Origin of the sequence: Streptomyces sp. NBC_01306 (assembly GCF_026340465.1) — a bacterium.
Taxonomy (GTDB): Bacteria; Actinomycetota; Actinomycetes; order Streptomycetales; family Streptomycetaceae; genus Streptomyces.
The window spans coordinates 3,445,090-3,469,627 of record NZ_JAPEPC010000001.1 but is presented as its reverse complement, the minus strand read 5'-3'; the positions used below and the strand labels follow the sequence as shown (position 1 = coordinate 3,469,627).

The 24,538-nt window shown below is 70.4% G+C and carries 23 protein-coding genes; 15 read left to right on the top strand and 8 right to left on the bottom strand.

Features of this window, described 5'->3' with window-relative positions:
- Nucleotides 1–67 precede the first annotated feature (67 nt).
- The 4 genes from OG385_RS15105 to OG385_RS15090 all read left to right on the top strand — a co-directional run bounded on the left by OG385_RS15105 (nt 68) and on the right by OG385_RS15090 (nt 4,215).
- Nucleotides 68–1,261: a hypothetical protein gene (locus tag OG385_RS15105; protein WP_266855191.1), complete on the top strand. Its 1,194-nt coding sequence runs from the start codon at nt 68–70 to the stop codon at nt 1,259–1,261.
- A 246-nt stretch (nt 1,262–1,507) separates the two neighbouring features.
- Nucleotides 1,508–2,935, top strand: coding sequence for a DUF2252 domain-containing protein (locus OG385_RS15100; RefSeq protein WP_266855190.1), 1,428 nt, complete (start codon nt 1,508–1,510; stop codon nt 2,933–2,935).
- Between the two features lie 97 nt (nt 2,936–3,032).
- Nucleotides 3,033–3,815, top strand: coding sequence for a hypothetical protein (locus OG385_RS15095; protein WP_323183939.1), 783 nt, complete (start codon nt 3,033–3,035; stop codon nt 3,813–3,815).
- Nucleotides 3,816–3,870: 55 nt separating this feature from the next.
- Nucleotides 3,871–4,215: a rhodanese-like domain-containing protein gene (locus OG385_RS15090; protein ID WP_266855188.1), complete on the top strand. Its 345-nt coding sequence runs from the start codon at nt 3,871–3,873 to the stop codon at nt 4,213–4,215.
- Between the two features lie 132 nt (nt 4,216–4,347).
- Here the strand turns inward: OG385_RS15090 and OG385_RS15085 are convergent, their stop codons facing one another.
- From OG385_RS15085 to paaA, 6 genes are all read right to left on the bottom strand, one after another.
- Nucleotides 4,348–5,562, bottom strand: a complete 1,215-nt coding sequence (locus OG385_RS15085; protein ID WP_266855187.1) for an acyl-CoA dehydrogenase family protein — start codon at nt 5,560–5,562, stop codon at nt 4,348–4,350.
- A gap of 115 nt (nt 5,563–5,677) precedes the next feature.
- Complete coding sequence (locus OG385_RS15080) at nt 5,678–6,754, bottom strand: 2Fe-2S iron-sulfur cluster-binding protein (protein WP_266855186.1); 1,077 nt, start codon at nt 6,752–6,754, stop codon at nt 5,678–5,680.
- Nucleotides 6,755–7,240 carry a 1,2-phenylacetyl-CoA epoxidase subunit PaaD gene (gene paaD / locus OG385_RS15075; protein ID WP_266855185.1) on the bottom strand — a complete coding sequence of 162 codons (486 nt, stop codon included), beginning with the start codon at nt 7,238–7,240 and terminating at the stop codon, nt 6,755–6,757.
- Nucleotides 7,234–7,935: a 1,2-phenylacetyl-CoA epoxidase subunit PaaC gene (gene paaC, locus OG385_RS15070; RefSeq protein WP_266855184.1), complete on the bottom strand. Its 702-nt coding sequence runs from the start codon at nt 7,933–7,935 to the stop codon at nt 7,234–7,236. Before paaC ends, paaD begins: the two co-directional genes overlap by 7 nt.
- Nucleotides 7,932–8,243 (bottom strand): 1,2-phenylacetyl-CoA epoxidase subunit PaaB, encoded by a 312-nt coding sequence (gene paaB, locus OG385_RS15065; RefSeq protein WP_266855183.1) that lies wholly within the window; start codon nt 8,241–8,243, stop codon nt 7,932–7,934. Before paaB ends, paaC begins: the two co-directional genes overlap by 4 nt.
- The gene (paaA, locus tag OG385_RS15060) at nt 8,240–9,289 is read right to left on the bottom strand and encodes a 1,2-phenylacetyl-CoA epoxidase subunit PaaA (RefSeq protein WP_266855182.1); all 1,050 of its coding nucleotides are present in this window, start codon (nt 9,287–9,289) and stop codon (nt 8,240–8,242) included. Before paaA ends, paaB begins: the two co-directional genes overlap by 4 nt.
- A gap of 195 nt (nt 9,290–9,484) precedes the next feature.
- Here paaA and OG385_RS15055 point away from each other — a divergent pair, with 195 nt between their 5' ends.
- From OG385_RS15055 to OG385_RS15045, 3 genes are all read left to right on the top strand, one after another.
- Nucleotides 9,485–10,234 carry a DUF5819 family protein gene (locus tag OG385_RS15055; protein ID WP_266860868.1) on the top strand — a complete coding sequence of 250 codons (750 nt, stop codon included), beginning with the start codon at nt 9,485–9,487 and terminating at the stop codon, nt 10,232–10,234.
- A 113-nt stretch (nt 10,235–10,347) separates the two neighbouring features.
- A complete protein-coding gene (locus OG385_RS15050) occupies nt 10,348–11,550 on the top strand; it encodes an HTTM domain-containing protein (protein ID WP_266860866.1) in 1,203 nt (400 codons plus the stop codon).
- A gap of 74 nt (nt 11,551–11,624) precedes the next feature.
- Nucleotides 11,625–12,305 carry a TrmH family RNA methyltransferase gene (locus OG385_RS15045; protein ID WP_266855181.1) on the top strand — a complete coding sequence of 227 codons (681 nt, stop codon included), beginning with the start codon at nt 11,625–11,627 and terminating at the stop codon, nt 12,303–12,305.
- A gap of 142 nt (nt 12,306–12,447) precedes the next feature.
- Here OG385_RS15045 and paaN read toward each other — a convergent pair whose 3' ends face one another.
- Nucleotides 12,448–14,121 carry a phenylacetic acid degradation protein PaaN gene (gene paaN, locus OG385_RS15040; RefSeq protein ID WP_266855180.1) on the bottom strand — a complete coding sequence of 558 codons (1,674 nt, stop codon included), beginning with the start codon at nt 14,119–14,121 and terminating at the stop codon, nt 12,448–12,450.
- A 122-nt stretch (nt 14,122–14,243) separates the two neighbouring features.
- On the opposite strand from paaN, the gene OG385_RS15035 reads away from it, so the two are divergent.
- Nucleotides 14,244–15,776 carry a 3-hydroxyacyl-CoA dehydrogenase gene (locus OG385_RS15035; RefSeq protein WP_266855179.1) on the top strand — a complete coding sequence of 511 codons (1,533 nt, stop codon included), beginning with the start codon at nt 14,244–14,246 and terminating at the stop codon, nt 15,774–15,776.
- Nucleotides 15,776–16,375: a TetR/AcrR family transcriptional regulator gene (locus OG385_RS15030; protein WP_266855178.1), complete on the top strand. Its 600-nt coding sequence runs from the start codon at nt 15,776–15,778 to the stop codon at nt 16,373–16,375. The genes OG385_RS15035 and OG385_RS15030 overlap by 1 nt, the downstream gene beginning before the upstream one ends.
- A 76-nt stretch (nt 16,376–16,451) precedes the next feature.
- Here OG385_RS15030 and OG385_RS15025 read toward each other — a convergent pair whose 3' ends face one another.
- A complete protein-coding gene (locus OG385_RS15025) occupies nt 16,452–16,973 on the bottom strand; it encodes an Lrp/AsnC family transcriptional regulator (RefSeq protein WP_266855177.1) in 522 nt (173 codons plus the stop codon).
- Between the two features lie 152 nt (nt 16,974–17,125).
- Between OG385_RS15025 and pdhA the strand changes: the two genes are divergently transcribed.
- The 6 genes from pdhA (at nt 17,126) to OG385_RS14995 (ending at nt 24,534) form a co-directional block, all read left to right on the top strand.
- Nucleotides 17,126–18,244 carry a pyruvate dehydrogenase (acetyl-transferring) E1 component subunit alpha gene (gene pdhA, locus OG385_RS15020; RefSeq protein WP_266855176.1) on the top strand — a complete coding sequence of 373 codons (1,119 nt, stop codon included), beginning with the start codon at nt 17,126–17,128 and terminating at the stop codon, nt 18,242–18,244.
- A 26-nt stretch (nt 18,245–18,270) separates the two neighbouring features.
- Nucleotides 18,271–19,245: an alpha-ketoacid dehydrogenase subunit beta gene (locus OG385_RS15015; protein WP_266860864.1), complete on the top strand. Its 975-nt coding sequence runs from the start codon at nt 18,271–18,273 to the stop codon at nt 19,243–19,245.
- Nucleotides 19,245–20,711, top strand: a complete 1,467-nt coding sequence (locus OG385_RS15010; protein ID WP_266855175.1) for a dihydrolipoamide acetyltransferase family protein — start codon at nt 19,245–19,247, stop codon at nt 20,709–20,711. The genes OG385_RS15015 and OG385_RS15010 overlap by 1 nt, the downstream gene beginning before the upstream one ends.
- A gap of 462 nt (nt 20,712–21,173) precedes the next feature.
- On the top strand, nt 21,174–22,034 hold the full coding sequence (locus OG385_RS15005; protein ID WP_266855174.1) for an NTP transferase domain-containing protein: 861 nt from the start codon (nt 21,174–21,176) through the stop codon (nt 22,032–22,034).
- Nucleotides 22,031–23,458: a molybdopterin molybdotransferase MoeA gene (locus OG385_RS15000; protein WP_266855173.1), complete on the top strand. Its 1,428-nt coding sequence runs from the start codon at nt 22,031–22,033 to the stop codon at nt 23,456–23,458. Before OG385_RS15005 ends, OG385_RS15000 begins: the two co-directional genes overlap by 4 nt.
- Nucleotides 23,455–24,534 carry a TrkA family potassium uptake protein gene (locus tag OG385_RS14995; RefSeq protein ID WP_266855172.1) on the top strand — a complete coding sequence of 360 codons (1,080 nt, stop codon included), beginning with the start codon at nt 23,455–23,457 and terminating at the stop codon, nt 24,532–24,534. Before OG385_RS15000 ends, OG385_RS14995 begins: the two co-directional genes overlap by 4 nt.
- The last annotated feature ends 4 nt before the right edge of the window (nt 24,535–24,538 follow it).

Sequence of the window (24,538 nt, the reverse complement as noted above, 5' to 3'; positions counted from 1 at the left end):
TATAGTACAACTCAAATAGAAGTTGTAAAAGCCAACTAGTGTCCTCACGTAGCAGGAGAGGTGTCCGATGTCCGCAGGCCCCACGAACGGTGCCGTCAGTACGGGGGCTGCTCTGCGCCATGTCCTCGGCCATCTCGTCACGCCCCTGCTGATGTGCATCGGGATGGGCCTGGCGTATCTGGGGGCGTTCCACTCTCCGCAGCCGCATGAACTGCGGGTCGCTGTCGTCGGCTCCGGGCCGAGCGCTCAGGTGCTGGCGCAGACGCTGCACGACAAGGGTGACGGTGCGCTGGATGTCCGTACCGTCCCGGACCGCGGCAGTGCGGTCCAGCAGCTGAAGGACCAGGACGTGTACGGCGCCTTCGTGCCGAACCGCACGAGCCCCGAACTGGTCGTCGCCTCGGCATCGTCCGACACCACGGCCACGGCGGTGGAGAAGGTGTTCACGCAGGTCGCGGCCCAGCAGGGTGAGCCGCTCAAGGTGACCGACGTGGCGCCGACAGCGAGCGGTGACCCGACGGGACAGGGCATCTTCTTCCTGCTGGTCGCGCTGAGCATCGGCTCGTACGCCTCGGTCGCGGTGATCGGCGGAGCCGGAGGGGTGCTTCCGCTGCGGATCAGGGCGCTGCTGGCGCTCGGGACCTCACTGGTGGTCAGCGCGATCGGTGCCGCCTTCGCCGGGCCGGTGTTCCATCTGGTCGACCATGGACTCCTCGGGGTCTGGGCCATGGCGTGGATCTACTCGGCAGGCATCCTGCTCGTCGGTGTGGGTCTGCACACCTTCCTGAAGCGGTGGACGACGCTCGGTGTGATGGTGCTGTTCGTGATGCTCAACTTCACGAGTTCCGGCGGGATCTTCCGGCCCGAGCTGCAGCCCGGATTCTTCGGTGCGCTGCACGCCTTCTGGAACGGCGCGGGCTTTGTGGAGGGTGTGCGCAGCCATGTGTACTTCGGTGGCCACGGCCTGGGCGGCAACGTGCTGGTCCTGGCCTTCTGGCTGCTGGCGGGACTGGTCGTGATGGGTGTTGCGGGGCTGGTCGAGGCAGGCCGCCGGAGGTCGGCCGCGCGGAACGTCGCGTGGACGGTCCCGGCAGTGGAGACCCCGCAGGGGGCAGCAGCAGAGGCGGCCGAAGAGAAGGCCGAAGTGGGAGTCGAAGCGGGAGCCGAAGAGGAAGCCGAAGAGGAAGCCGAAGAGGAAGCCGAAGAGGAAGCCGAAGAGGAAGCCGAAGAGGAGGAGTTGGAAGAAGCGGTGGGAGTGTGAGTCGACTGGGGAGCACCTCCGCCCGCGCTGAACCCGCACCGAACCCGCACCTAGTCCGCGCTGAACCGCACCTCTGCCCGCACCGAACTGCATCCCCTCCCGCGCTGAACCGCACTGCTGTACAGCTGAGTTGTCCACAACCGGGCAGTTGTCCACAGGCTTGAACGGGTTCCGGCTGACGGCGGTACGGTCGTCGGCAGTCGGTGTTGATCGAAAGCGCCGGTGCTGATCGAGAGCGGGGGCTCCATGGACGACCAGGTACGTATCCCGGCGGTGGCCGGATTCGCGCGGCGCGCGGCCGGTGCTCAGCCCGGCCCGCATCCGCCGCCGCAGCCGCGTTCACCGAAAGGTGTGGGCAAGGAGTTGCGGGCCCGCGTCCCCCGGACCTCCCACGGTGCACTGGCCCCGGGCAGGAGACGCCCTGACGCGGTCCAGGCGGTCGAGGAGTCGAACCGGGGCCGGGTGCCCGATCTGGTGCCGATACGGGTGGCACGGATGTCCGCCACCCCCTTCGCCTTTCTGCGCGGTGCGGCGGGGCTGATGGCGTACGACCTCGCGGGTACGCCGGTCACGGGGGTGGCCGCGCAGATATGCGGTGACGCGCACGCGGCCAACTTCGGCCTTTACGGCGATGCGCGGGGGCGCCTCGTCATCGACTTGAACGATTTCGACGAGACCGAGACCGGCCCGTGGGAGTGGGACCTCAAGAGGCTGGCGGCCTCCCTGGTGCTGGCCGGACGCCAGGCCGGAGCCGATGAGGACACCTGCCGGGCGGCGGCTTTCGACACGGTGGGGGCCTATCGGCGCACCATGCGGCTGCTGGCGAAGCTGCCGGTGCTCGACGCATGGAACGCGATAGCCGACGAGGAACTGGTCTCGCACGCGGACGCGCACGATCTTGCCGGGACGCTGGAGCGGGTCTCCGAAAAGGCCCGCAGCAACACCAGTGCGCGTTTCGCCGCCAAGGCGACGGAGGAGTGCGGCGACGGCAGTCGGCGCTTCGTGGACGCTCCCCCGGTGCTGCGCCGGGTTCCGGACGTGGAGGCGGCAACGGTGGCCGGGTCGCTCGCTGAGTACCTCGGAACCTTGCCGCACGACCGGCTTCCGCTGCTTGCGCGGTACGCGATCCATGACGTGGCTTTCCGGGTGGTGGGCACCGGCAGCGTGGGCACCCGCTCGTATGTGGTGCTGCTGCTCGATCACCGGGACGAGCCGCTGGTGCTCCAGGTGAAGGAGGCTCGGGCCTCGGCGCTGCTGCCGTACCTGCCCGCGGCCGGTTTTCCGTCCGGGCGGCCGGAGCACCACGGGCGCCGGGTGGTGCTCGGACAGCAGCGGATGCAGGTGGTCAGCGACAGCCTGCTGGGGTGGACGACGGTGGAGGGGAGGCCGTACCAGGTGCGGCAGTTCAGGAACCGCAAGGGCAGCGTGGACCCGGCTGCTCTCGCGGCCGACCAGGTGGACGACTACGGCCGGATGACCGGCGCGCTGCTTGCGCGGGCCCATGCGCACAGCGCGGATCCGCGGCTGATAGCCGGGTACTGCGGAAGGAACGAGGAGCTGGACGAGGCGGTGGCCGCGTTCGCCGTGGCCTACGCGGACCGTACGGAGGCGGATCACGCGGATCTGGTGGCAGCGGTGCGGTGCGGGCGGATGGCCGCCGAGCCGGGAGTGTGACCAGGGAGGTCCGGGGCGCCCGTAGGCTGGACGGGTGACGGAGGATGCCACCGGGGGCACGACCACCCGGAACGACGACGACCAGAGCGGGCAGCCCATGGGCGAGCAGCGGCCGGAGGCGCGGCTGGAGAAAGCTGTACGCGCCGCCGAGCAGGCACTGATCGAGTTCGAGATCGCGGTGGAGACCTTCCGGGTGGAGGTGGAGAACTTCTCCCGGCTGCACCACCAGAGACTCGGCCCGATGTACGCGCGCCTGGACGAGCTCGACGCGCAGCTCGCCGAGGCCAGAGCCGCACGCAGTGGGGACCCGGAGGACCTGGCCAAGGCCCACGAGGCACGGGCCATGGTGCTGCCCATGCCCGGTGTCGACGAGCTGTTCCACGACTGGATCGACTCGGAGGGGCTGCCGCCAGAGGCGCAGGCCATGCTGAACGAGCAGCCGGTGCAGCCGCCGAAGCGGGTACGTCCCAGCGAGGAGGCCCGCAAGCTCTACCGCGAGCTGGTCCGGGAGGCGCACCCCGACCTGGCGCAGGACGATGCGGAACGGGACCGGCGTGACGAGTTCATCACGCGCGTCAACGCCGCCTATGCGCGTGGGGACGAGGCCGGGCTGCGGGAGCTGGGCGAGGAGTGGGCCGCCGGCCCGGTCCAGGAGGCCGCCGAGCCCAGCGAGAGCGACGAGCTCTACGCCAGGCTGGAGTGGCTCTCCCAGCGCAAGGAGCTGCTGTCCCTGGTCGCTCACGAGCTGGAGGAGAGCGCGATCGGCGCGATGCTCCGGATGGCGCCCGACGACCCCGACCGGCTGCTGGAGGAGATCGCGGAGCAGCTGCTCGCCCAGGTCTCCGAGCGTGAGGCCGAGCTGGCGGAGATGGTGCAGTAGCGTTCCCGGTGGCCCCGTGGCCCCCACCGTGTATGTACGAGAGAAGGCATGATCCATGAATTTCGCCCCGCTGCCCCAGGTGGATATCGCGGCGGTACCGGCCGACGGTCTGCTGCTCGACGTCCGGGAGGACAACGAATGGGAGGCCGGACATGCCGAGGGGGCGCTGCACATTCCGATGAGCGAGTTCGTGGCGCGCTTCGGTGAGGTGACCGAGGCGGTGGCCGAGGGCGGGCGGGCGTTCGTGATCTGCCGGGTCGGCGGCCGTTCCGCCCAGGTCACCCAGTACCTGGTGCAGCAGGGCATCGACGCGGTGAACGTCGACGGCGGCATGCTCGCCTGGGAGGGCGCGGGGCGCCCGATGGTGGCGGACGGCGACCACCCGGCGCACGTCGTCTGACTGACACCGACACCCCGCTGGTCCCCCCTGGGCCCCTGGGTCCCCCGCTGCTCCTCCCCTGGGCCTGCCGCTGGGGATCTGTCCTGAATCTCTCCCTGGCCACGCCCCCCGGGCGAGCCGACAGGTGCCGGTTCAGCCCAGTGGGTGGGTGGCCAGCAGGTCGCCCAGTGCCTCCTCGTGGGCTGCGGCCGGGCCGAGTGAGAGCTCCAACTGCTTGGCCCAGGCGTGGTATCGGTGCAGCGGGTAGTCGGTGTCCGCCCCGAAGCCGCCGTGCAGATGTTGTGCGGTCTGGACGACCCGGCGTACGCCCTCGGAGGCCCAGATCTTGGCCACGGCGATGTCCCCGGCAGCGGGAAGCGGGCCCCCCGCGCTGGTGGAGAGGCGCCAGGCCGCCTGCCAGAGCGTCACTTCCATGGCGCGTAGGTCGATATAGCGGTCGGCAGCCTGGACGGCGACCGACTGGAAGGTGGCGACCGGGAAGCCGAACTGCTCCCGCTTGCTGGTGTAGGCGCTGGTCATGGTCAGCACCCCCTCGCCCAGGCCCAGCGCGAGCGCGCAGGTCCCGGTGGTCAGCAGATCACGCAGGAACTCCCAGGCGCCGTCGGCCTCGATGACATCGTGGTCGGCGAGGCGGACGGAGTCGAGACGTACCTCCGCGAAGCGCTCTCCGCTGGTGGAGATCTGCTCAGCCAGGGTGACCCCAGCGGTTCCAGCAGTGCCGGCGGTCCCACTGCTACTGCTCCCACTGCTACTGCTCCCACTGTCACCCATCCCAGCGCGCTCCTGCTGCTCGCGGGGGATCAGTGCGAGTACGGAACTCCCCGTGGGCGTGTGGGCCGGTACCGCGATCCGGTCCGCCGTCTGGGCCCAGGGCACTCCGGTCTGCATTCCGGCGAGCACCCAGCCGCCCCCGTCCCGCCGTGCGGTGACAGCGAGTTCGGCGGGATCGTGGCCGGTACGCCCGTTGGCGCCGACGGTGAGGACCAGCTCGCCGCGGCCCACAGCCGGCAGGATCGCTTCGCTCAACTCCGCGCTGCCGTAACGCTGCACGGCCATCGCCACCGCGCTGGTCTCCAGCAGCGGCACCCGGGCCAGCACGCGGGCGGACTCGCGCAGGACCAGACAGAGCGCGATCGGCCCGAGCCCGGCCCCACCGTGCTCGGGTGCCAGGACCAGGCTCAGCAGATCCGCATCCGCCAGCTTGCCCCACAGGGCCCGGTCGAAGTCCTCGGCCACCGCGCCCGCGGTGAGTGCCGGGCTGGGTACTCCGTCGGGCGCGACGCCCGAGAAGACCGCCTTTGCCGCCTCTACGGCCGCCTGCTGCTCCTCGGTGAAGGTGAAGTCCACAGCCCTGTCCTCCCGCGCCGACCTGCTCAGCCTGTCCCGCATTTCTGATGCGGCGTCAGATTAGGGCAACGGGCCGCGATGCGGAACACCGGCGACGCAGGGATCGGGATTGCTCTCAGCGGTCGAAATCCAGCTCCACCTCCGGCGTCAGCGGGTGGGACTGGCAGGCCAGCACATAACCCGCTTCGGTCTCCTCCGGCTCCAGCGCGTAGTTGCGGTCCATCCGTACCTCACCCGAGACCAGGAACGCCCTGCACGTCCCGCACACTCCGCCCTTGCACGCATACGGGGCGTCGGAACGGCTCCGCAGGACCGTTTCGAGAAGCGAATCCCCGTCTCGCACCGGCCAGGTACCCGAGCGGCCGTCCAAGGTGGCGGTCAGCGTGCTGTGCGCCGGAACAGCCGCCGACGCAGGTCCGGGCCCGGCGGGTGCCGCGGTGGTGGGGTTTCCGTCGTCGACATGGAAGATCTCCTGATGGATACGGGACCTGGCCACCCCGAGCCCGTGCAGCGCACGTTCCGCGCCCTGCACCAGACCGAACGGGCCGCACAGGAACCAGCCGTCCACATCCGCGACCGGCAGAAGCTCCGGCAGCAGTCCCGTCAGCCGCTCCTGGTCGAGCCTGCCCGAGGGCAGACCGGACTGCTGCTCCTCCCGGGAGAGCACGGTCACCAACTGGAAGCGGTCCGGCCAGCGGTCCTTCAGATCGGCGACCTCGTCGAGGAACATCGTGGAGGCCGCCGTGCGGTCGCCGCGTATCAGACAGAACCGGGCATCCGGTTCGCGGGCCAGCAGCGTCGCAGCGATGGAGAGCACCGGTGTGATCCCGCTGCCCCCAACGATCGCCGCGAACCTGCCCGCGCGCGGTTCGAAGGAGAAGCGGCCCATCGGCTCCATGACTTCGACGGTGTCCCCGACGCTCAGCTCCTTGAGCGCGTACGTGGAGAACTCGCCGCCCTCCACCAGCCGCACCCCCACCCGCACGACCGGTTCGTCGGGGGCTTCGGCCGCCGGGGTGCAGATCGAGTACGTACGGCGGATCTCCGCACCGCCCACGATGCGGCGCAGGGCCACATGCTGGCCAGGTGTGTGCCGGAACGTCTCACGCAGCTCAGCGGGGATGGCGAAGGTGATGGCCACGGCGTCGTCCGTGAGCTGTTCGACCGCGCTGACCCGGAGCGGATGGAACATCTACAACTCCTTGAAGTGGTCGAAGGGTTCATGGCACGAGGCGCAGCGCCGCAGCGCCTTGCAGGCCGTGGAGGAGAACCGGCTCAGCAGCTCGGTGTCGGTCGAACCGCAGTGGGGGCAGCGGATGGCCAGCGCAAGGGCGACCGGGCCGGTCGGGCGCGGGGGAGCTATCCCGAACTCGGCCAGTTTGCGCCGGCCCTCCGCGCTGATGTCGTCCGTCGACCAGGCCGGTGACAGCACTGTGCGCACCGAAACATCGGGTATGCCGTGTTCGTGGAGAACCCGCTCGATGTCGGAGGACATCGACTCGATGGCAGGACAGCCCGTGTAGGTCGGGGTGAGTTCGACCGCGACCCGGCCGGGGCCGAGGACTTCCACGCCGCGCAGCACTCCGAGCTCTTCCAGTGTCACGACCGGGAGTTCGGGGTCGGGGACGGCTCCGGCGAGCCGGCGCAGTTCCGCTTCGAGAGGTGTGGTGGTCACCATGTCGCCCCCGGATGGCTGCGGTGCAGATGCTGCATCTCGGCGAGCATCCGCCCGAAGGGTTCGGTGTGCAGGCCCTGCCTGCCAGCCCCCGCCGACCACGCCCCGGTCTGCGCCCCGGTCGGCACGGACAGCGTGGCCCGCGACAGCAGTTCCGTCACGGAGCGGGACCAACTGTCGGCCAGGCCCGCCCAGTCGACGTCCACCCCTTCGACCGGCTCGAACATCTCGCCGGTGAAGCGCCACAACGCGTCCACCCCCCGCTGCATTCGTTCATGGCTCTCGGCTGTCCCGTCGCCGAGGCGCAGCGTCCACTGCTCGGCATGGTCCTGGTGGTAGGCGACCTCCTTGACCGCCTTCGCGGCGAGCGGCGCGAGCGGCCCGTTTCCGCCGGCCAGCCGGTCGTACAGGAGGTGTTGGTAGGTGGAGAAGAAGAGCTGGCGGGCGATGGTGTGCGCGAAGTCGCCGTTCTCCTGCTCGACGAGCTGAAGGTTGCGGAAGGCGCGTTCCTCGCGGAGGTAGGCCAGCTCGTCCTCGTCCCCCACCAGGGAGAACAGCACCCGCGCCTGCCCCAGCAGGTCGAGGGCGATGTTGGCGAGGGCCACCTCCTCCTCCAGCACCGGCGCGTGACCCGCCCACTCCCCCAGCCGGTGCGAGAGGACCAGTGCGTCGTCGCCGAGGGCGAGAGCCGCTGTCATAGGTGCCGCACCCCTTCCGGGATCTCGTAGAACGTGGGGTGTCGGTAGGGCTTGTCGCCGGCCGGTTCGAAGAACGAGTCCTTCTCGTCGGGCGAAGAGGCGGTTACCGCGGTGGAGGGAACCACCCAGATCGAAACGCCCTCGTTCCGGCGGGTGTAGAGGTCGCGGGCGTGGTGCAGGGCCATCTCCGCGTCCGGAGCGTGCAGGCTGCCGCAGTGCGTGTGGGCCAGCCCGCGCCGTGAGCGCACGAACACTTCCCACAGCGGCCAGTCCCCGGCGGCCGGGCTGTTCTCGGATGTGGCGGTCATGCGCGCGCCTTCCCTCGCTCTGCGGCGTCGGCGCTCTTCGCCGCACCGGCTGCCGTTTTCGCGGCGTACGCGGTCGCCGCCTCCCTGACCCAGGCGCCCTCCTCATGGGCCCGGCGCCGCTGGGTGATCCGCTGCTCGTTGCAGGGACCGTTGCCCTTGAGGATTTCCTTGAACTCGGTCCAGTCGATGCTGCCGAAGTCGTGCTGGCCCCGCTCCTCGTTCCACCGGATGTCGGGGTCGGGAAGGGTGAGCCCCAAGGCCTCGGCCTGGGGGACGCAGATGTCCACGAAGCGCTGGCGCAGCTCGTCGTTCGAGTGCCGCTTGATCTTCCAGGCCATGGACTGCGCGGAGTGCGCCGACTCGTCGTCCGGCGGGCCGAACATCATCAGCGACGGCCACCACCAGCGGTCCACGGCGTCCTGGGCCATCGCGTGCTGCTCCTGCGTGCCGCGGCTGAGGGCGAGCAGCAGCTCGAAGCCCTGGCGCTGGTGGAAGGACTCCTCCTTGCAGACCCGGACCATGGCCCGGGCGTACGGGCCGTAGGAGCAGCGGCAGAGCGGCACCTGGTTGGTGATCGCCGCGCCGTCCACCAGCCAGCCGACCGCGCCGACGTCGGCCCAGGTCAGCGTGGGGTAGTTGAAGATCGACGAGTATTTCTGGCGCCCGGAGTGGAGCTTGTCGAGCAGCTCTTCGCGGCCCGTGCCGAGGGTCTCGGCCGCGCTGTACAGATAGAGGCCGTGTCCTGCCTCGTCCTGGACCTTCGCCATCAGGATCGCTTTACGGCGCAGAGAGGGGGCCCGGGAGATCCAGTTCGCCTCGGGCTGCATCCCGATGATTTCGGAGTGGGCGTGCTGGGCCATCTGGCGGACGAGTGAGGCGCGGTACTCGTCAGGCATCCAGTCCCGCGGCTCGATCCGCTCGTCCGCGGCCACAGCGGCGTCGAAGGCGGCCTGCCTCGTCTCCTCGGGTCCCCCGGGCGCCCCTGAAGGCCCTGAGGCTGCGGAGGGGTGTGATGCCCCGTCCGTCCCGTACGCCACTGTCGCCATCGCGTGCCCCCTACCGACCGATCGTTCGGTTCATGGACTTCAATGGTGGGGCGAGGGCCCTTAGGGTGTCAACCCTGTGGATAACTGGCCTGAAGACCGGCGGGCACCAAAGGGGATCGGGGCGGGATGGATTCGTACGACAGTGGGGAGCCCGGAGCGAGCGGGCCAGGAGCACCACCTCCGCCACGAGAGCCCCTGGACACTCCCGGGCCCAGCGAGGCTCCCGAACCCCACGAGGCCCCTGGGACCCACGAGGCCCCTGAGACCCTCGACACTCCCGAGTCCCATGGAGCTGCCGGGGCGTCCCGGGGGATCCTCGCGCTTTCCTTTCCCTACCAGGTGGCCGCAGCCATCGCGCTCGGGCTGATCGGGGTGTTCACCGCCGTCCACCTCTCGATGGTCTTTCTCCATGTCACGCCGTCGAACACCGTGAGCAAGCAGTACGGCAAGGCGGTGGACGACTGGATCTATCCCGAGTTCGAGCAGAACTGGAAGCTCTTCGCCCCTAATCCGCTCCAGCAGAACATCGACGTTCAGGCGCGTGCCGATATACGGACGAAGGGCGGCGGAATCACCACCACCGGCTGGACCGATCTGTCGGCCGAGGACGGGGCGTCCCTCCACCACAACGTTCTCCCCAGCCACGTCGACCAGAACGAACTGCGTCGCGCCTGGGACTTCTTCACCGGCGCGCACAACAACGACAACCAGCCGATCGGGCTGCGGGGCGACCTGTCCGAGCGGTATATCCGCCGCATCGTCGTGATGCGGATGAGCGAGGGGCAGCCGAGCGGTTCCTCGGTTGAGCGGATACAGGTCCGCTCGGCGACGTCTTCGGTGAAGGCTCCTCCGTGGAGTCAGGAGAAGATCGACACACGGGCCTCCTACCGGGTCCTGCCCTGGTGGTCGGTTGTCCCCGCGGACCGTACGGAGGCCGACCGGTGAGCTCAGCCAGCACCAGCACCAGCACCAGCACCAGCAGCAACACCAGTGCCAGCAACACCACCAGCAACGCCGGTAGCAGCAACAACACCCCCAACCTCAGCAACGTCAGCAGCATGATCGCGCGCGGCATCCAGCGCATCACCGAAGCCTCGTTGGGCCGCTACCAGAGCGCCGTGGTCAGGATCGGGTTCTCCGCCACCTGGCTGCTCTTCCTCCTGCGGGAGCTGCCGCACCGACGTGAGCTGTACGGGCCGCACGCCCCATGGGACTGGGGCATGGCGAAGCAGCTCATCGCCGGCAACCACGCGTTCACGGTGCTGATGTGGTCGGACTCCACGGCGTGGTTCGAGGTGGTCTACGCCGTTGCCGTGCTGTCCAGCGTGCTGCTGCTGCTCGGCTGGCACACGCGCTTCGCCTCCGCGCTGTTCATGATCGGCGTGCTGTCGCTGCAGAACCGGTCCATCTTCGTGGGCGACGGCGGTGACAATGTCGTCCACATCATGGCGATCTACCTGCTGGTGACGCGCTGTTCTCAGGTCTGGTCGCTGGACGCGCGCCGCGCGGCCCGCGCCGCGCAGGCTGCCGGCACCAGTAGCCCGTCCGGCCCCGAGCCGTCCCGGGACCGGGTCGGCCCTCTGCTCTGGTCCGCGCTCGGCATCGCACTCGTCGCCATCACCCTGCTCGGGAAGACGAGTGGCGGCTGGGAACTGATCTTCTGGGCGATGTGGCTGGTCCAGGGCCTGTGGTGGGTGGTGTGCCGGACGGCGCCGGGTGAGCCCCGCACCTTCCTCGACGTGGTCGCCAACCTCGCGCACAACGCCGGTCTCGTCGTGATCATGGCCGAGGTCTGTCTGATCTACTCGACCGCCGGCTGGTACAAGATCCAGGGCTCCCGCTGGGAGGACGGCACGGCCCTCTACTACCCGCTCAATCTGCACTACTTCTCGCCCTGGCCCGGACTGTCCTCGCTGCTCGCCACCAGCGGCGTCATGGTGATGCTGCTGACGTACGGCACGGTCATCGTTCAGGTGGCCTTCCCCTTCACCCTCTTCAACCGGCGCGTCAAGAACGTGCTGCTGGTCGCGATGATCCTGGAGCACGTCGGTATCGCGGTACTGCTGGGGCTGCCGTTCTTCTCGATGGCGATGGTCGCGGCGGACGCGGTCTTCCTGCCGACCGGCTTTCTGCTCTGGCTGGGCGGCCGCGCGGCGATGCTGACCGCCCGCACGCGAGCGGGTGCGCGGAAGGGGCCGACGGGCAGCCGGCGTCCGGCCGAGGGGGAGCAGGGCGAGCAGCCCCGTACGCTCGTGGGGTGACCAGCGAGCCCTCCCCCGAAGTACACGGACCCGAAGCACGTTCAGAGCCCGATCCCGGAGCGTCGGGAGTACCTGTGGAGCCCGAAACGCCGGATGCGCCCGCCCAGTCGGCGCATTCCGGCGAGCCGGCTCAGTACGACGATGCCTTCGCGTCCGAAATCGGCGTCGGGCCGCACCCCCTGCCGTGGCCGGAGGGCGCGCAGTACGACAAGGAACTGCTCGCCGCAGGGGACCGCCGCAACGTGGTCGACGCCTACCGGTACTGGACGCGGGAGGCGATCGTCGCGGACCTGGACACCAGGCGCCACGACTTCCATGTCGCCGTCGAGAACTGGGGTCACGACTTCAACATCGGATCCGTCGTTCGTACCGCCAACGCCTTTCTCGCCAAGGAGATCCACATCGTGGGGCGGCGCCGCTGGAACCGGCGCGGGGCCATGGTGACCGACCGCTACCAGCATGTGCGTCATCACCCGGATACGGAGTCGCTCACCGCGTGGGCCGCGGCCGAGGGCCTGCCGATCATCGGGATCGACAACCTGCCGGGCGCGGTGCCATTGGAGCGGACCGAGTTGCCGCGACGGTGTGTGCTGCTGTTCGGGCAGGAGGGCCCCGGGCTCACCGAAGAGGCACGGAAGCACGCGCAGCGGGTGTGCTCGATCGCGCAGTTCGGCTCGACGCGGTCGATCAACGCGGGTGCGGCCGCGGCGATCGCCATGCACGCCTGGGTGCAGCGGTACGCACAGATCGACTGACCGGGCGGGCCCACCCCGCAGTGAAGCGGGCGGCCCCGAGCCGCCTGCCTACGGCCCGCCCAGCCCCACACGGCCCAAGCCCCTCACGGCCCGGGTCCCGCGTCGGAGACCCCGGGCCGCAGGGCCAGGCCTTTCGTTGGGATCACGCCTGGCGGCGGACCTCCACCATCCGGAACCTGTTGGCCACGAATGCCCCGTCACACAGCGCCGCGTTCGCCGCCGGATTACCGCCCGAGCCGTGGAAGTCCGAGAAGGCCGCCGTCTGGTTGACGTAGACGCCGCCCGTCAGATTCAGCGAGAGCTGGGCGCACTCCTCCAGGCAGACCTCCTCCACGGCCTGCTCCACCTCAGTCGATGTGGTGTATGCGCCCACCGTCATCGCACCCTTGTCGCGGATCGTGTGGCGGAGCAGGTCGAGAGCGGACCTGGTCGATTCGACGGCCACCGCGAACGAGACCGGCCCGAAGCACTCGGAGAGGTAGGCCGCGTCGGAGCCCGCCGTGTCCCAGTGCTTCCGTGCGCCGTCCAGCTTGACGATCGCGGGCGTACGGACCACGGCGTCCGGGAAGTCGGGGTGGGCGATCTCCCGTGATGCGAGGGCCACTTCGCCGAGACCCGCAGCCGCTTCGAGGCGGTCCCGTACATCAGGGTTGACCAGCGCGCCCAGCAGCGCGTTCGCCCGGGCGTCGTCGCCGAGGAGCCCTCCCACCGCCGCTGCGAGGTCGGCGACCACCTCGTCGTACGTCTTGTGGCCCGCGTCCGTGGTGATGCCGTCGGCCGGGATCAGCAGGTTCTGCGGGGTGGTGCACATCTGGCCGCTGTACAGGGAGAGCGAGAAGGCCAGGTTGGAGAGCATGCCCTTGTAGTTGTCCGTGGAATCGACGACGACCGTGTTGACCCCGGCCTTCTCCGTGTAGACCTGCGCCTGGCGGGCGTTGGCCTCCAGCCAGTCGCCGAAGGTGGTCGAACCGGTGTAGTCGATGATCCTGATCTCCGGGCGGACAGCGAGGGACTTGGCGATCCCTTCGCCGGGCCGTTCGGCGGCCAGCGCGACCAGATTGGCGTCGAACCCGGCCTCGGAGAGCACTTCGCGGGCCACCTGGACGGTGAGGGCGAGCGGCAGCACCGCGCGGGGGTGCGGCTTCACCAGGACCGGGTTTCCGGTGGCCAGGGAGGCGAACAGGCCCGGATAGCCGTTCCAGGTGGGGAAGGTGTTGCAGCCGATCAGCAGGGAGATGCCGCGGCCCACCGCAGTGAAGGACTTCCGCAGCTCCAGGGGGTCGCGCTTGCCCTGCGGCTTGGACCAGTCGGCCGACGACGGCGTCCTGACCTGCTCGGCATAGGCGTATGCCACGGCCTCCAGGCCGCGGTCCTGGGCGTGCGGGCCGCCCGCCTGGAAGGCCATCATGAACGCCTGGCCACTGGTGTGCATGACCGCGTGCGCGAATTCCGGTGTCCGGGCGCTGATCCGCGCCAGAATCTCCAGGCAGACCACGGCCCTGGCCTCGGGACCGGCCGCGCGCCACGCCGCCGTTCCCGCACTCATCGCGGGCAGCAGGACGTCCAGGTCGGGGTGCGGATAGGTGATGCCCAACTCGACTCCGTACGGCGATACTTCGCCGCCCGTCCAGTCGTCGGTGCCTGGCTGATTCAGCTCGATACGCCCGCCCAGCAGGGCGTCGAAAGCCGCTTTGCCGTCACCGCTGTATGCCTTGGGGTGCTCGGGGTGGGGCGTCCAGTACTCACGCGTACGGATCGCTTCGAGGGCCTGGTCGAGCGTGGGCCGATGGGTCTGGGACAGCTCGGTCAGCTGCATCGCGGGACAACTCCTCGTCGAGCTGCGCAGGACAGGTGGACAGAGTTAGAGTAACCGAACGATCGGTCGGGACAAGGGGGTCCGCGCAGACTGTGGATAACTCAGTACGGGAAGATCGCCCCATGACCGCCACCGCACACCTTCCCCCCCTGGCGCCGAGCCGTACCGTCGCAGTCGTCGGCACCGGCACCATGGGCCAGGGCATAGCCCAGGTCGCCCTGGTCGCCGGACACCCCGTGCGCCTCTACGACGCACTGCCGGGCCGCGCGGAGAAGGCCGCCGAAGCCATCACCGCCCGGCTGGACAGGCTGGTCGAGAAGGGGCGCATGGACGCCCCGCAGCGGGACGCCGCGCGGGACCGGCTGCTGCCCGCCGCGGATCCGGCCGAACTCGCCGACGCCGCGCTCGTGATCGAGGCGATCCTCGAACAACTCCCGGTCAAACAGGAACTCTTCACCAGTCTTGAGGAGATCGTCGCCGAGGACTGCCTGCTCGCGACCAACACCTCGTCCCTCTCCGTGACCGCCATCGCGGGCGCGCTGAGGTACCCCGGCCGTTTCGTCGGGATGCACTTCTTCAACCCGGCGCCGCTGCTCCCTCTCGTCGAGGTCGTCAGCGGCTTCGCCACTGACGAATCGAGCGCCGCGCGTGCGTCGGCGACGGCCAAGGCCTGGGGCAAGACCCCGGTCCGCTGTACCGACACCCCCGGCTTCATCGTCAACCGCATCGCCCGCCCCTTCTACGCCGAGGCCTTCGCGGTGCACGAGGAGCGAGGCGCCGACCCGGCCACCATCGACGCGGTGCTCAGGGAGTCCGGCGGCTTCCGGATGGGCCCCTTCGAGCTGACCGACCTGATCGGGCAGGACGTCAACGAAGCGGTCACCCGCTCGGTCTGGGAGTCGTTCTTCCAGGACCCCAAATTCCGTCCTTCGCTGGCCCAGCAGCGGCTCGTCGAGTCCGGGCGGCTGGGCAGGAAGAGCGGCCGCGGCTGGTACGCGTACGGGGAGGGCGCAGTCCACCCCGAGCCGCACACCGCCCCGGCCACCGAGGCCCCGTCCGGGATCACGGTGGAGGGCGATCTCGGGCCGGCGGCCGAACTGATCGCGATGGCCCGCGAGGCGGGGATCGCGGTGCGCGAGGACGAGGAGGACGCTGGGTGCAGGATCGTGCTGCCCAGCGGGGGACAGCTGGTGCTCGCCGACGGGCAGACGTCCGCCGAGTTCCGCGACGTCGTCTACTTCGACCTGGCGCTCGACTACCGGTCCGCCACCCGCATCGCGCTGTCGGCGTCCGAGGTCACCGGCTGGGAGACGCTGCGCCAGTCGATCGGCCTCTTCCAGAGCCTCGGCAAGAAAGTCAGCGTCATCGGTGACGTCCCCGGCATGATCGTCGCGCGTACGGTCGCGATGATGGTCGACCTCGCGGCGGACGCCCTGGCCAGGGGCGTCGCATCCGCGCAGGACATCGACACGGCGATGCGGCTCGGCGTGAACTACCCGCTGGGGCCGGTCGAATGGGGCCGCAGGCTCGGCCGTGCCTGGGCGCACGAACTGCTCGACGAGCTCCATGCGCGCGTGCCCAGCGGCCGCTATGCGCCCTCGCTGGCGCTGTACCGGCAGTCGTACGTCCATCCGGAGAAGGGCGGGACGGTCTGATGACTACCCCCAAGCGGGACACGTACACACCCGAGACCCTGCTGACGGTCGCCGTGCGGATCTTCAACGAGCGCGGCTACGACGGCACGTCCATGGAGCACCTCTCCCGGGCCGCGGGCATCTCCAAGTCCTCGATCTACCACCATGTCGCGGGCAAGGAGGAGCTGTTGCGGCGTGCGGTCAGCCGCGCCATAGACGGGCTCTTCGGTGTCCTGGACGAGCCGGGGGCGGCGCGGGGGCGCGCGATCCAGCAGGTCGAGTACGTCACGCGCCGTACGGTCGACGTGCTGATGGCGGAACTCCCCTATGTGACGCTCCTGCTGCGGGTGCGCGGCAACACGAAGACCGAGCGCTGGGCGATGGAACGGCGCCGGGAATTCGACCAGCGGGTGGCCGATCTGCTGAAGGCGGCGGTGTCCGAGGGCGATCTCCGCTCCGACGTGGACATCCGGCTGGCGACCCGGCTGCTCTTCGGGATGATCAACTCGCTGGTCGAGTGGGTCCGCCCGGCACAGGGCGCGGGCCCCGACGCGGACCAGCTGGCCGAGACCGTCGTACAGCTCGCGTTCGAAGGGCTGCGTACAGTGCCCTCCCGCTGAGGCGACGGCCGCGCGTTGCCCCCCGGTTCCGGGTGGTCCTGAGGTCGTGCGACCGCACCGGCTCCGTGACCCGGTCTCACCCGTCCGACGGTTTGTCCGGATCCAGGTCGGTCTCCTCGAAAACCAGCAGAGTCCGGGTCGAGAGCACTTCGGGGATCGCCTGGATCTTCGTCAGTACGAGCTCACGCAGTGCCCTGTTGTCGGCGCTGTGCACCAGCAGAAGCACATCGAAATCGCCGCTGACCAGCGCGATATGAGCGGTGCCCGGCAGCTCGGTGAGCTGCTTGCGGACTGTGCGCCAGGAGTTCTGGACGATCTTGAGCGTGATGTAGGCGGACGACCCCTGGCCGGCGCGCTCGTGGTCGACCCGGGCGCTGAACCCGCGGATGACGCCGTCCTCGATCAGCCGGTTGATACGGGCGTACGCATTGGCGCGCGACACATGGACGCGGTCGGAGACGGACCGTATCGAGGCGCGGCCGTCCTGCTGGAGGATCCGCAGGATGTCGCGGTCGATGGCGTCCAACGGGCGCGCTGGCGGACGCTCGCCCTCGTCGGCCATTTGTTCAGCTGCCACCTGCCCCCGCCTCTCTACCATGGACGACCTGCTCCTATCCCAGGCTGTGGAGAACCGTTTGTCCACAGGCTGAAGGGGTCAGTAGCCAAAATGCGCTTTCGACCGAACAATCGGTAGGTGAGGCGCATCACACGACGGTGCGCCCCTCCCGCTCCCATGAGGAGGTGTCTGGCATGACGGTCCAAGAGCTGCCCGGTGCTACTGCCTACCCGGCATGGAGGCTCCGTACCGACCCCGCGCCGCTGCTCCCGGACCCGGAGCCGTACCGGGTGCTCGGTTCGGAGGCCGCCGCCGGGCTCGACAGGGAGCTGCTGCTCCGGCTGTACGACGCCCTGGTGCACGGTCGGCGGTTCAACACACAGGCGACGGCCCTCACCAAGCAGGGCAGGCTCGCCGTCTACCCGTCGTCCACCGGTCAGGAGGCGTCCGAGGTGGCCGCGGCGCTGGTCCTGGAGGAACGGGACTGGCTCTTCCCCAGCTACCGGGACACCCTCGCGGCCGTGGCGCGCGGACTGGACCCGGTGGAGGCTCTGACGCTGCTGCGCGGTGACTGGCACACCGGGTACGACCCGCGTGAGCGCCGTATCGCCCCGCTGTCCACACCGCTCGCCACCCAGCTTCCGCACGCGGTCGGCCTGGCACACGCCGCCCGTCTGGCCGGGGACGACGTGGTCGCGCTGGCGATGGTCGGTGACGGGGGGACTAGCGAGGGCGACTTCCACGAGGCACTGAACTTCGCCGCTGTGTGGCGGGCTCCTGTCCTCTTCCTCGTGCAGAACAACGGGTTCGCGATCTCCGTGCCCCTCGCCAAGCAGACCGCGGCCCCTTCCCTGGCCCACAAGGCCGTGGGATACGGAATGCCGGGCCGACTCGTCGACGGGAACGACGCGGCGGCCATGCACCAGGTGCTCTCCGAAGCGGTCCGGCGGGCCCGTACCGGCGGCGGCCCGACGCTGATCGAAGCGGTGACCTACCGGATGGACGCGCATACGAACGCCGACGACGCCACCCGCTACCGCGCGGACGCCGAAGTGGAGGCCTGGAGGGCACACGATCCGGTCCGGCTCCTGGAGCGTGAGCTGACCGGGCGGGGGCTGCTCGACGAGGAGCGCAGGGACGCGGCCACCGAGGCCGCCGAGTCGATGGCGGCGGACCTCCGCGGACGGATGAACGCCGATCCGCTGCTCGACCCCATGGACCTCTTCGCGCAGGTCTATGCCGCGCCGACGCCGCAGCTGCGCGAGCAGTCGGAGCAACTGCGCGCCGAGCTGGAAGCGGAGGCCGGGCGGTGACCACAGTCGCGGTGAAGCCGGCCACGATGGCGCAGGCACTGCAGAGGGCGATGCGCGACGCGATGGCCGAGGACCCCACCGTGCATGTCATGGGGGAGGACGTCGGGACACTCGGCGGGGTGTTCCGGGTCACCGACGGGCTCGCGAAGGAGTTCGGGGAAGACCGCTGTACGGACACACCGCTCGCCGAGGCAGGCATTCTCGGGGCGGCGGTCGGTATGGCGATGTACGGGCTGCGGCCGGTGGTGGAGATGCAGTTCGACGCCTTCGCCTATCCGGCGTTCGAGCAGCTCGTCAGCCATGTGTCGCGCATGCGCAACCGCACCCGGGGCGCGCTGCCCATGCCGATCGTGGTGCGGGTGCCGTACGGCGGCGGGATCGGCGGGGTGGAGCACCACAGCGACTCGTCGGAGGCGTACTACATGGCGACTCCGGGGCTCCATGTCGTCACGCCGGCCACGGTCCCCGACGCGTACGGGCTGCTGCGCGCCGCCATCGCGTCCGACGACCCGGTCATCTTCCTGGAGCCGAAGCGGCTCTACTGGTCGAAGGCCGAGTGGTCGCCGGACGCGCCTGCCACCGTGGAGCCGATAGGCCGGGCCGTGGTCCGGCGTGCGGGCAGCAGCGCCACTCTCCTGACGTACGGGCCCTCGGTGCCGGTCTGTCTGGAGGCGGCGGAGGCGGCTCGTGACGAGGGCTGGGACCTGGAGGTCGTGGATCTGCGCTCGCTGGTGCCGTTCGACGATGCGACGGTGTGCGATTCGGTGCGGCGCACGGGCCGGGCGGTCGTCGTCCATGAGTCGGCCGGATTCGGCGGGCCCGGCGGGGAGATCGCCGCCCGGGTGACGGAGCGCTGCTTCCACCATCTGGAGGCTCCGGTGCTGCGGGTCGCCGGGTTCGACCTCCCGTATCCACCGCCCATGCTGGAGCGGCACCATCTGCCCGGTGTGGACCGGGTGCTGGACGCGGTCGCACGATTGCAGTGGGAGGCGCAGAGCTGATGTCCATTGCCCCTGATGCTTCTGATGTGAACTGCCTGGAATTCAAGCTGCCGGACCTTGGGGAAGGGCTGACCGAGGCCGAGATCGTGCGGTGGTTGGTGGAGATCGGCGATGTCGTCGTCGTCGACCAGCCGGTGGTGGAGGTCGAGACCGCGAAGGCGCTGGTGGAGGTGCCGTGTCCGTACGCGGGCATGGTGACGGCCCGGTTCGGCGAGGAGGGCGCCGAACTGCCGGTCGGTTCCCCGCTGCTGACGGTGACGGTGGGCCCGGAGGTGGGTGCGGGTGCCGGCCATGACGCCCGTGGTGTCAGCCGTGGGAGTGGTGCCAGTCGTACGGGTGCTGCCGGTGCCGGTGCCGGCGACTCCACGGGGGCTTCGGGGGCTGATGACGACTCGTCGGGGAACGTGCTCGTGGGGTACGGGACGGGCGGCGCGGTGGCCGCGCGGCGGCGGCGTGTGCGGGTGACCGGTGGCACCCGGCCGGGTTCTGTTCCGCCGTCCGCGCTCCGGGCCGGTCCTGTTCCGGTGATCTCTCCGCTTGTGCGGCGGCTGGCGCGCGAACACGGCGTGGATCTGCGGGGGCTGGCGGGCAGCGGGCCGGACGGACTGATTCTGCGCTCCGATGTGGAGCAGGCGATACGTACGCCCGCGGCCGAAGGGACCGACCAGGCCGCGCGGGTGGACGCGGGCCCGGCCCCGGAACCGGTGGCGGCCGCGGCCGTGGCTGCGCCAGGGGCTACGACTGCGACGGAGACTTCGACTGCGGTGGCGGGGAGCCGGGTTCCGCTGCGGGGGATGCGTGGTGCCGTCGCGGACAAGCTCGCACGCAGCCGTCGCGAGATACCCGATGCGACGTGCTGGGTCGACGCGGACGCCACGGAGCTGATGGCCGCGCGGGCGGCCATGAACGCGGCGGCCGGTCCGACGGTTCCGAAGATCTCGGTACTGGCACTGCTTGCCCGGGTCTGCACGGCGGCCCTGGCGCGTTTCCCCGAGCTGAACTCGACGGTGGACATGGAGGCGCGGGAGATCGTGCGCCTGCCGTCCGTCAACCTGGGCTTCGCCGCGCAGACGGACCGCGGGCTGGTGGTGCCGGTGGTACGCGAGGCCGGCGGGCGCACGACCGAGTCGCTCAACGAGGAGTTCATACGGCTGACGGAGGCGGCCAGGAACGGGGCACTGACCCCGGCGGAGCTGACGGGCGGCACGTTCACGCTGAACAACTACGGGGTGTTCGGGGTCGACGGCTCCACACCGATCATCAACCACCCCGAGGCTGCGATGCTGGGCGTCGGCAGGATCGTGCCCAAGCCCTGGGTCCACGAGGGGGAGCTCGCTGTACGGCAGGTGGTGCAGCTGTCCCTCACGTTCGACCACAGGGTGTGCGATGGCGGGACGGCCGGAGGCTTCCTCCGTTACGTGGCGGACTGCGTGGAGCAGCCGGCGGTGCTGCTGCGCGGGGTCTAGGCCGCGATGTGAAAGTCCCGCCTGCGGCCACGGCCCCGGCGGGCGGGGAGCCACGGCCTGGCGGGTGGGGCGGCACGGCCCGACGGGCGGGGCGGCAAGGCTCCGGTGGTCATCGCGGCGGGCCGGGCCGGGGCCGGGACGGGCCGGTCGGCCTGCCGGGCAGTGGACGGCAGGTGGCGTGGCGGATTCTGGGGCGCCACCGCGGTGGACTCAGGTCGTCGCTGTCGCTGTCGCTGCCGCTGTGGCGGATCCCGGGTGCGCGCTGGTGTCCGCCGCACCGCTCGTCGGCTTGCGCGACCGCCGCACCGCTCGTCGGCCTGCGCGACCGCCGTGTGGCTGTCACCGGTGGCTGTCGCGGGTGGATGTCCCATGCGGATGTCCCATGTGGCTGTCGGGGCTGCTGTCCGGGCTGGATGTCGCGGCGCCATTCCGTAGAGCTCTGCCGCGGCCCATACTCGCGGGATGACCTTGTATGACGCCGTGGTGCTCGCCGGAGGGGCCGCCAAGCGGCTCGGTGGTGCTGACAAGCCCGGCCTCACGGTCGGAGGGCTGACGCTGCTCGACCGGGTGCTCGGGGCCTGCCGAGGGGCCGGGACCACCGTTGTCGTCGGGGGACGGCGGGAGACCGTACGGCCCGTGGTCTGGGCGCGGGAGGAGCCGCCCGGTGGCGGGCCGCTGGCGGCGCTCGGAGCCGGGGTGCGCGGAGTGTCGGCCGGAGTGGTGCTCGTACTCTCCGCGGACCTGCCGTTTCTCGGGGAGGCCACCGTGCCGGCGCTGATCGGCGCCCTCGAAACGGGGCCCCACGAAGGGGTGCTGCTCACCGATCCGGGCGGCCGGGACCAGCCTCTCGTCGCCGCCTACCGCACCGACGCACTGTGTCGCGGACTCGCGCTGCTCGCCGCCGAGCACGGTTCGCTCGCGGGGCTGCCCCTGCGGCTGCTCACCGCCGGACTCGACCTCGCCCGGATCGCTGCGGACCCCCTGGCCTCGTTCGACTGCGACACCTGGCAGGCCGTGGCATCGGCGCGGGCCCACATCAGGGAGCATGGGTACGTGCTTGATGAATGGATCACCGCAGTAAAGGCCGAGCTGGGCATCGAGCTGGATGTCGACACCGGCGTCCTCCTCGACCTGGCCCGCGATGCCGCACACGGCGTGGCCAGGCCGGCCGCGCCGCTGACGACCTTCCTCGTCGGCTATGCAGCGGCGAAGGCGGAAATGGACGGGCCCGAGGCTGTCGCCACGGCCGCACGCAAGGCCGCCGCGCTCGCCAACCGGTGGGCTGACGAGGCCGGAGAGGCCAAGGGGACCGACGCCGGATGACCGGGCAGCAGGACCGCGACCTCGACGAGGCGGAGGACCGCGACCTCGACGAAGCGCTGGCGCTGGTCCGCAGGGAGCCACCGGCCGTGCCGCCGCCCGCCGCCGTATCCGAGAACAGCTGTGCCGAGACCGAGAGGCGGACCGGGAAGCAGACCAGGGCGCAGCACGGGAAGCAGACAGGGACGCAGACCGGGGCGCAGCACGGGAAGCCGTCCGGCGCATCGGAGAAGCACCGCGCAGCACCCTGGGCCGATGCCCGCGCGGGTGCGGCGCGGGCCGGACGTGCGGTGCCGGTGTCCGCGCGGCGGGCGCCGCTGGACCGGGCGCTGGGTCTGACCCTCGCCGGGCCGCTGACCGCGCTCACCGATCTGCCGTCCTTCGACACCTCGGCCATGGACGGCTGGGCGGTCTCCGGGCCGGGGCCCTGGCGGATCAGCGACCGGGACGACATCCTCGCCGGTCAGGCCGGACCCGGACAGCTCGCCGACGGAGATGCCGTACGGATCGCCACCGGCGCTCGGATCCCGCGCGACGCGACCGCCGTCGTCCGCACCGAACATGCCCGGACGGATGACCGCACCGAGCAGCTGCACGCGCGGCGCCACGTCGTCACCGGGCAGGACATCAGGCCCCGGGGGCAGGAGTGCCGCACCGGCGACCAGCTGCTGCCGACCGGGGGGCTGGTGACCCCCGCGGTGCTCGGTCTGGCAGCCGCGGCAGGCTACGACGAGCTGCCGGTCCTTCCCCGTCCCCGGGTGGAAGTCCTGGTCCTCGGCGATGAGTTGCTGGCCGACGGGCTCCCGCACGATGGACTGATCCGGGACGCTCTGGGACCGATGATCGGCCCCTGGCTGCGGACGCTCGGCGCCGAGGTCCTGACCACGCGGCGTCTCGGTGACGACGCCGATGCTCTCCGGCAAGCCGTCGCGGGCTCCGAGGCCGATCTGGTCATCACCACCGGGGGCACCGCCGCCGGGCCCGTCGACCATGTCCATCCGATCCTCCACAAGCTCGGCGCCGAGCTACTGGTCGACAGCGTCGCCGTGCGCCCCGGCCACCCGATGCTGCTCGCCCGGCTCGCCGACGGACGCCATCTCGTCGGACTTCCCGGAAACCCGCTGGCCGCCGTATCCGGGCTGCTGACGCTCGCCGAACCGTTGATCCGCGGGCTCGCCGGCCGCGCCGTCGTTGAGGCTTACGCCATGCCCGTGAGCGAAGAGGTGCACGGCCACCCGTACGACACCCGGCTCGTGCCAGTCGTGCGCCGGACCGATGAGGTGGTTCCGCTGCACTTCCATGGACCGGCGATGCTCCGGGGTATCGCTGCCGCGGACGGGCTCGCCGTCGTACCGTCCGGAGGCGCGCGGCCCGGTCAGCTGCTGGAGATCCTCGATCTGCCGTGGGCGGAGGAGTGTTTCACGTGAAACTGCCCGGTCATGATGCCCTCGACCGGCAGGTGGGGGAGAAGCTGGTCACCCGCCGGGTGAAACTGCCCCGCCGGGTGGTCGAGCGGCCTCTCCGGCAGGTCGGCAGACGGGTCCTGATCGCACTGCTGGTGCTGGCGGTGACGGCGCTCATCGTCTGGTTCGACCGCGATGGCTACCACGACAACGCCGACAGCAAGGTCGACCTGCTCGACTCCTTCTACTACGCCACGGTCACCCTCTCCACCACGGGTTACGGCGACATCGTCCCGTACAGCGACGGTGCCAGGCTCACCAACATCCTTGTCGTCACGCCGCTGCGCGTGCTCTTCCTGATCATCCTGGTCGGCACCACTCTCGAAGTGCTCACCGAGCGCACCCGGGAGGAGTGGCGGCTGAACCGCTGGAGGCTCCGCTTGCGTGACCACACCGTCGTCGTCGGATTCGGTACGAAGGGCCGCTCCGCGATGCAGACGCTGTGTGCGACCGGCCTGAAGCGGGAGCAGATCGTCGTCGTCGACCCCAACAGCAAGGTCATCGAGGCCGCCAATGCGGAGGGATTCGCGGGCGTCATCGGGGATGCGACCCGCAGTGACGTACTGCTCCGCGCCGAGGTGCAGCGTGCCCGGCAGATCGTCATCGCCACCCAGCGCGACGACACCGCCGTACTGGTGACCCTGACCGCGCGGCAGCTCAACCGCGGGGCGAAGATCGTCGCCGCCGTGCGTGAGGAGGAGAACGCTCAGCTGCTGCGCCAGTCCGGGGCTGACGCGGTGATCACGAGCGCCAGTGCGGCGGGGCGGCTGCTCGGCCTCTCCGTGCTCAGCCCGAGCGCGGGAACCGTGATGGAGGATCTGATCCAGCAGGGCAGCGGGCTCGACCTGGTCGAGCGGCCGGTCATAAAGGCCGAGGTGGGACGGAGCGTCCGGGACGCGGACGATCTGGTCGTCAGCGTGAAGCGCGGTCACCGGCTGATCGGATACGACGACCCCGACGCCAGTCCGCTTCAGCTCACCGACCGGGTGATCGCGATTGTCCGGGTCTCCCCCAAGGCAGCCGGAGCCGGTGCGGAGTAGCCTC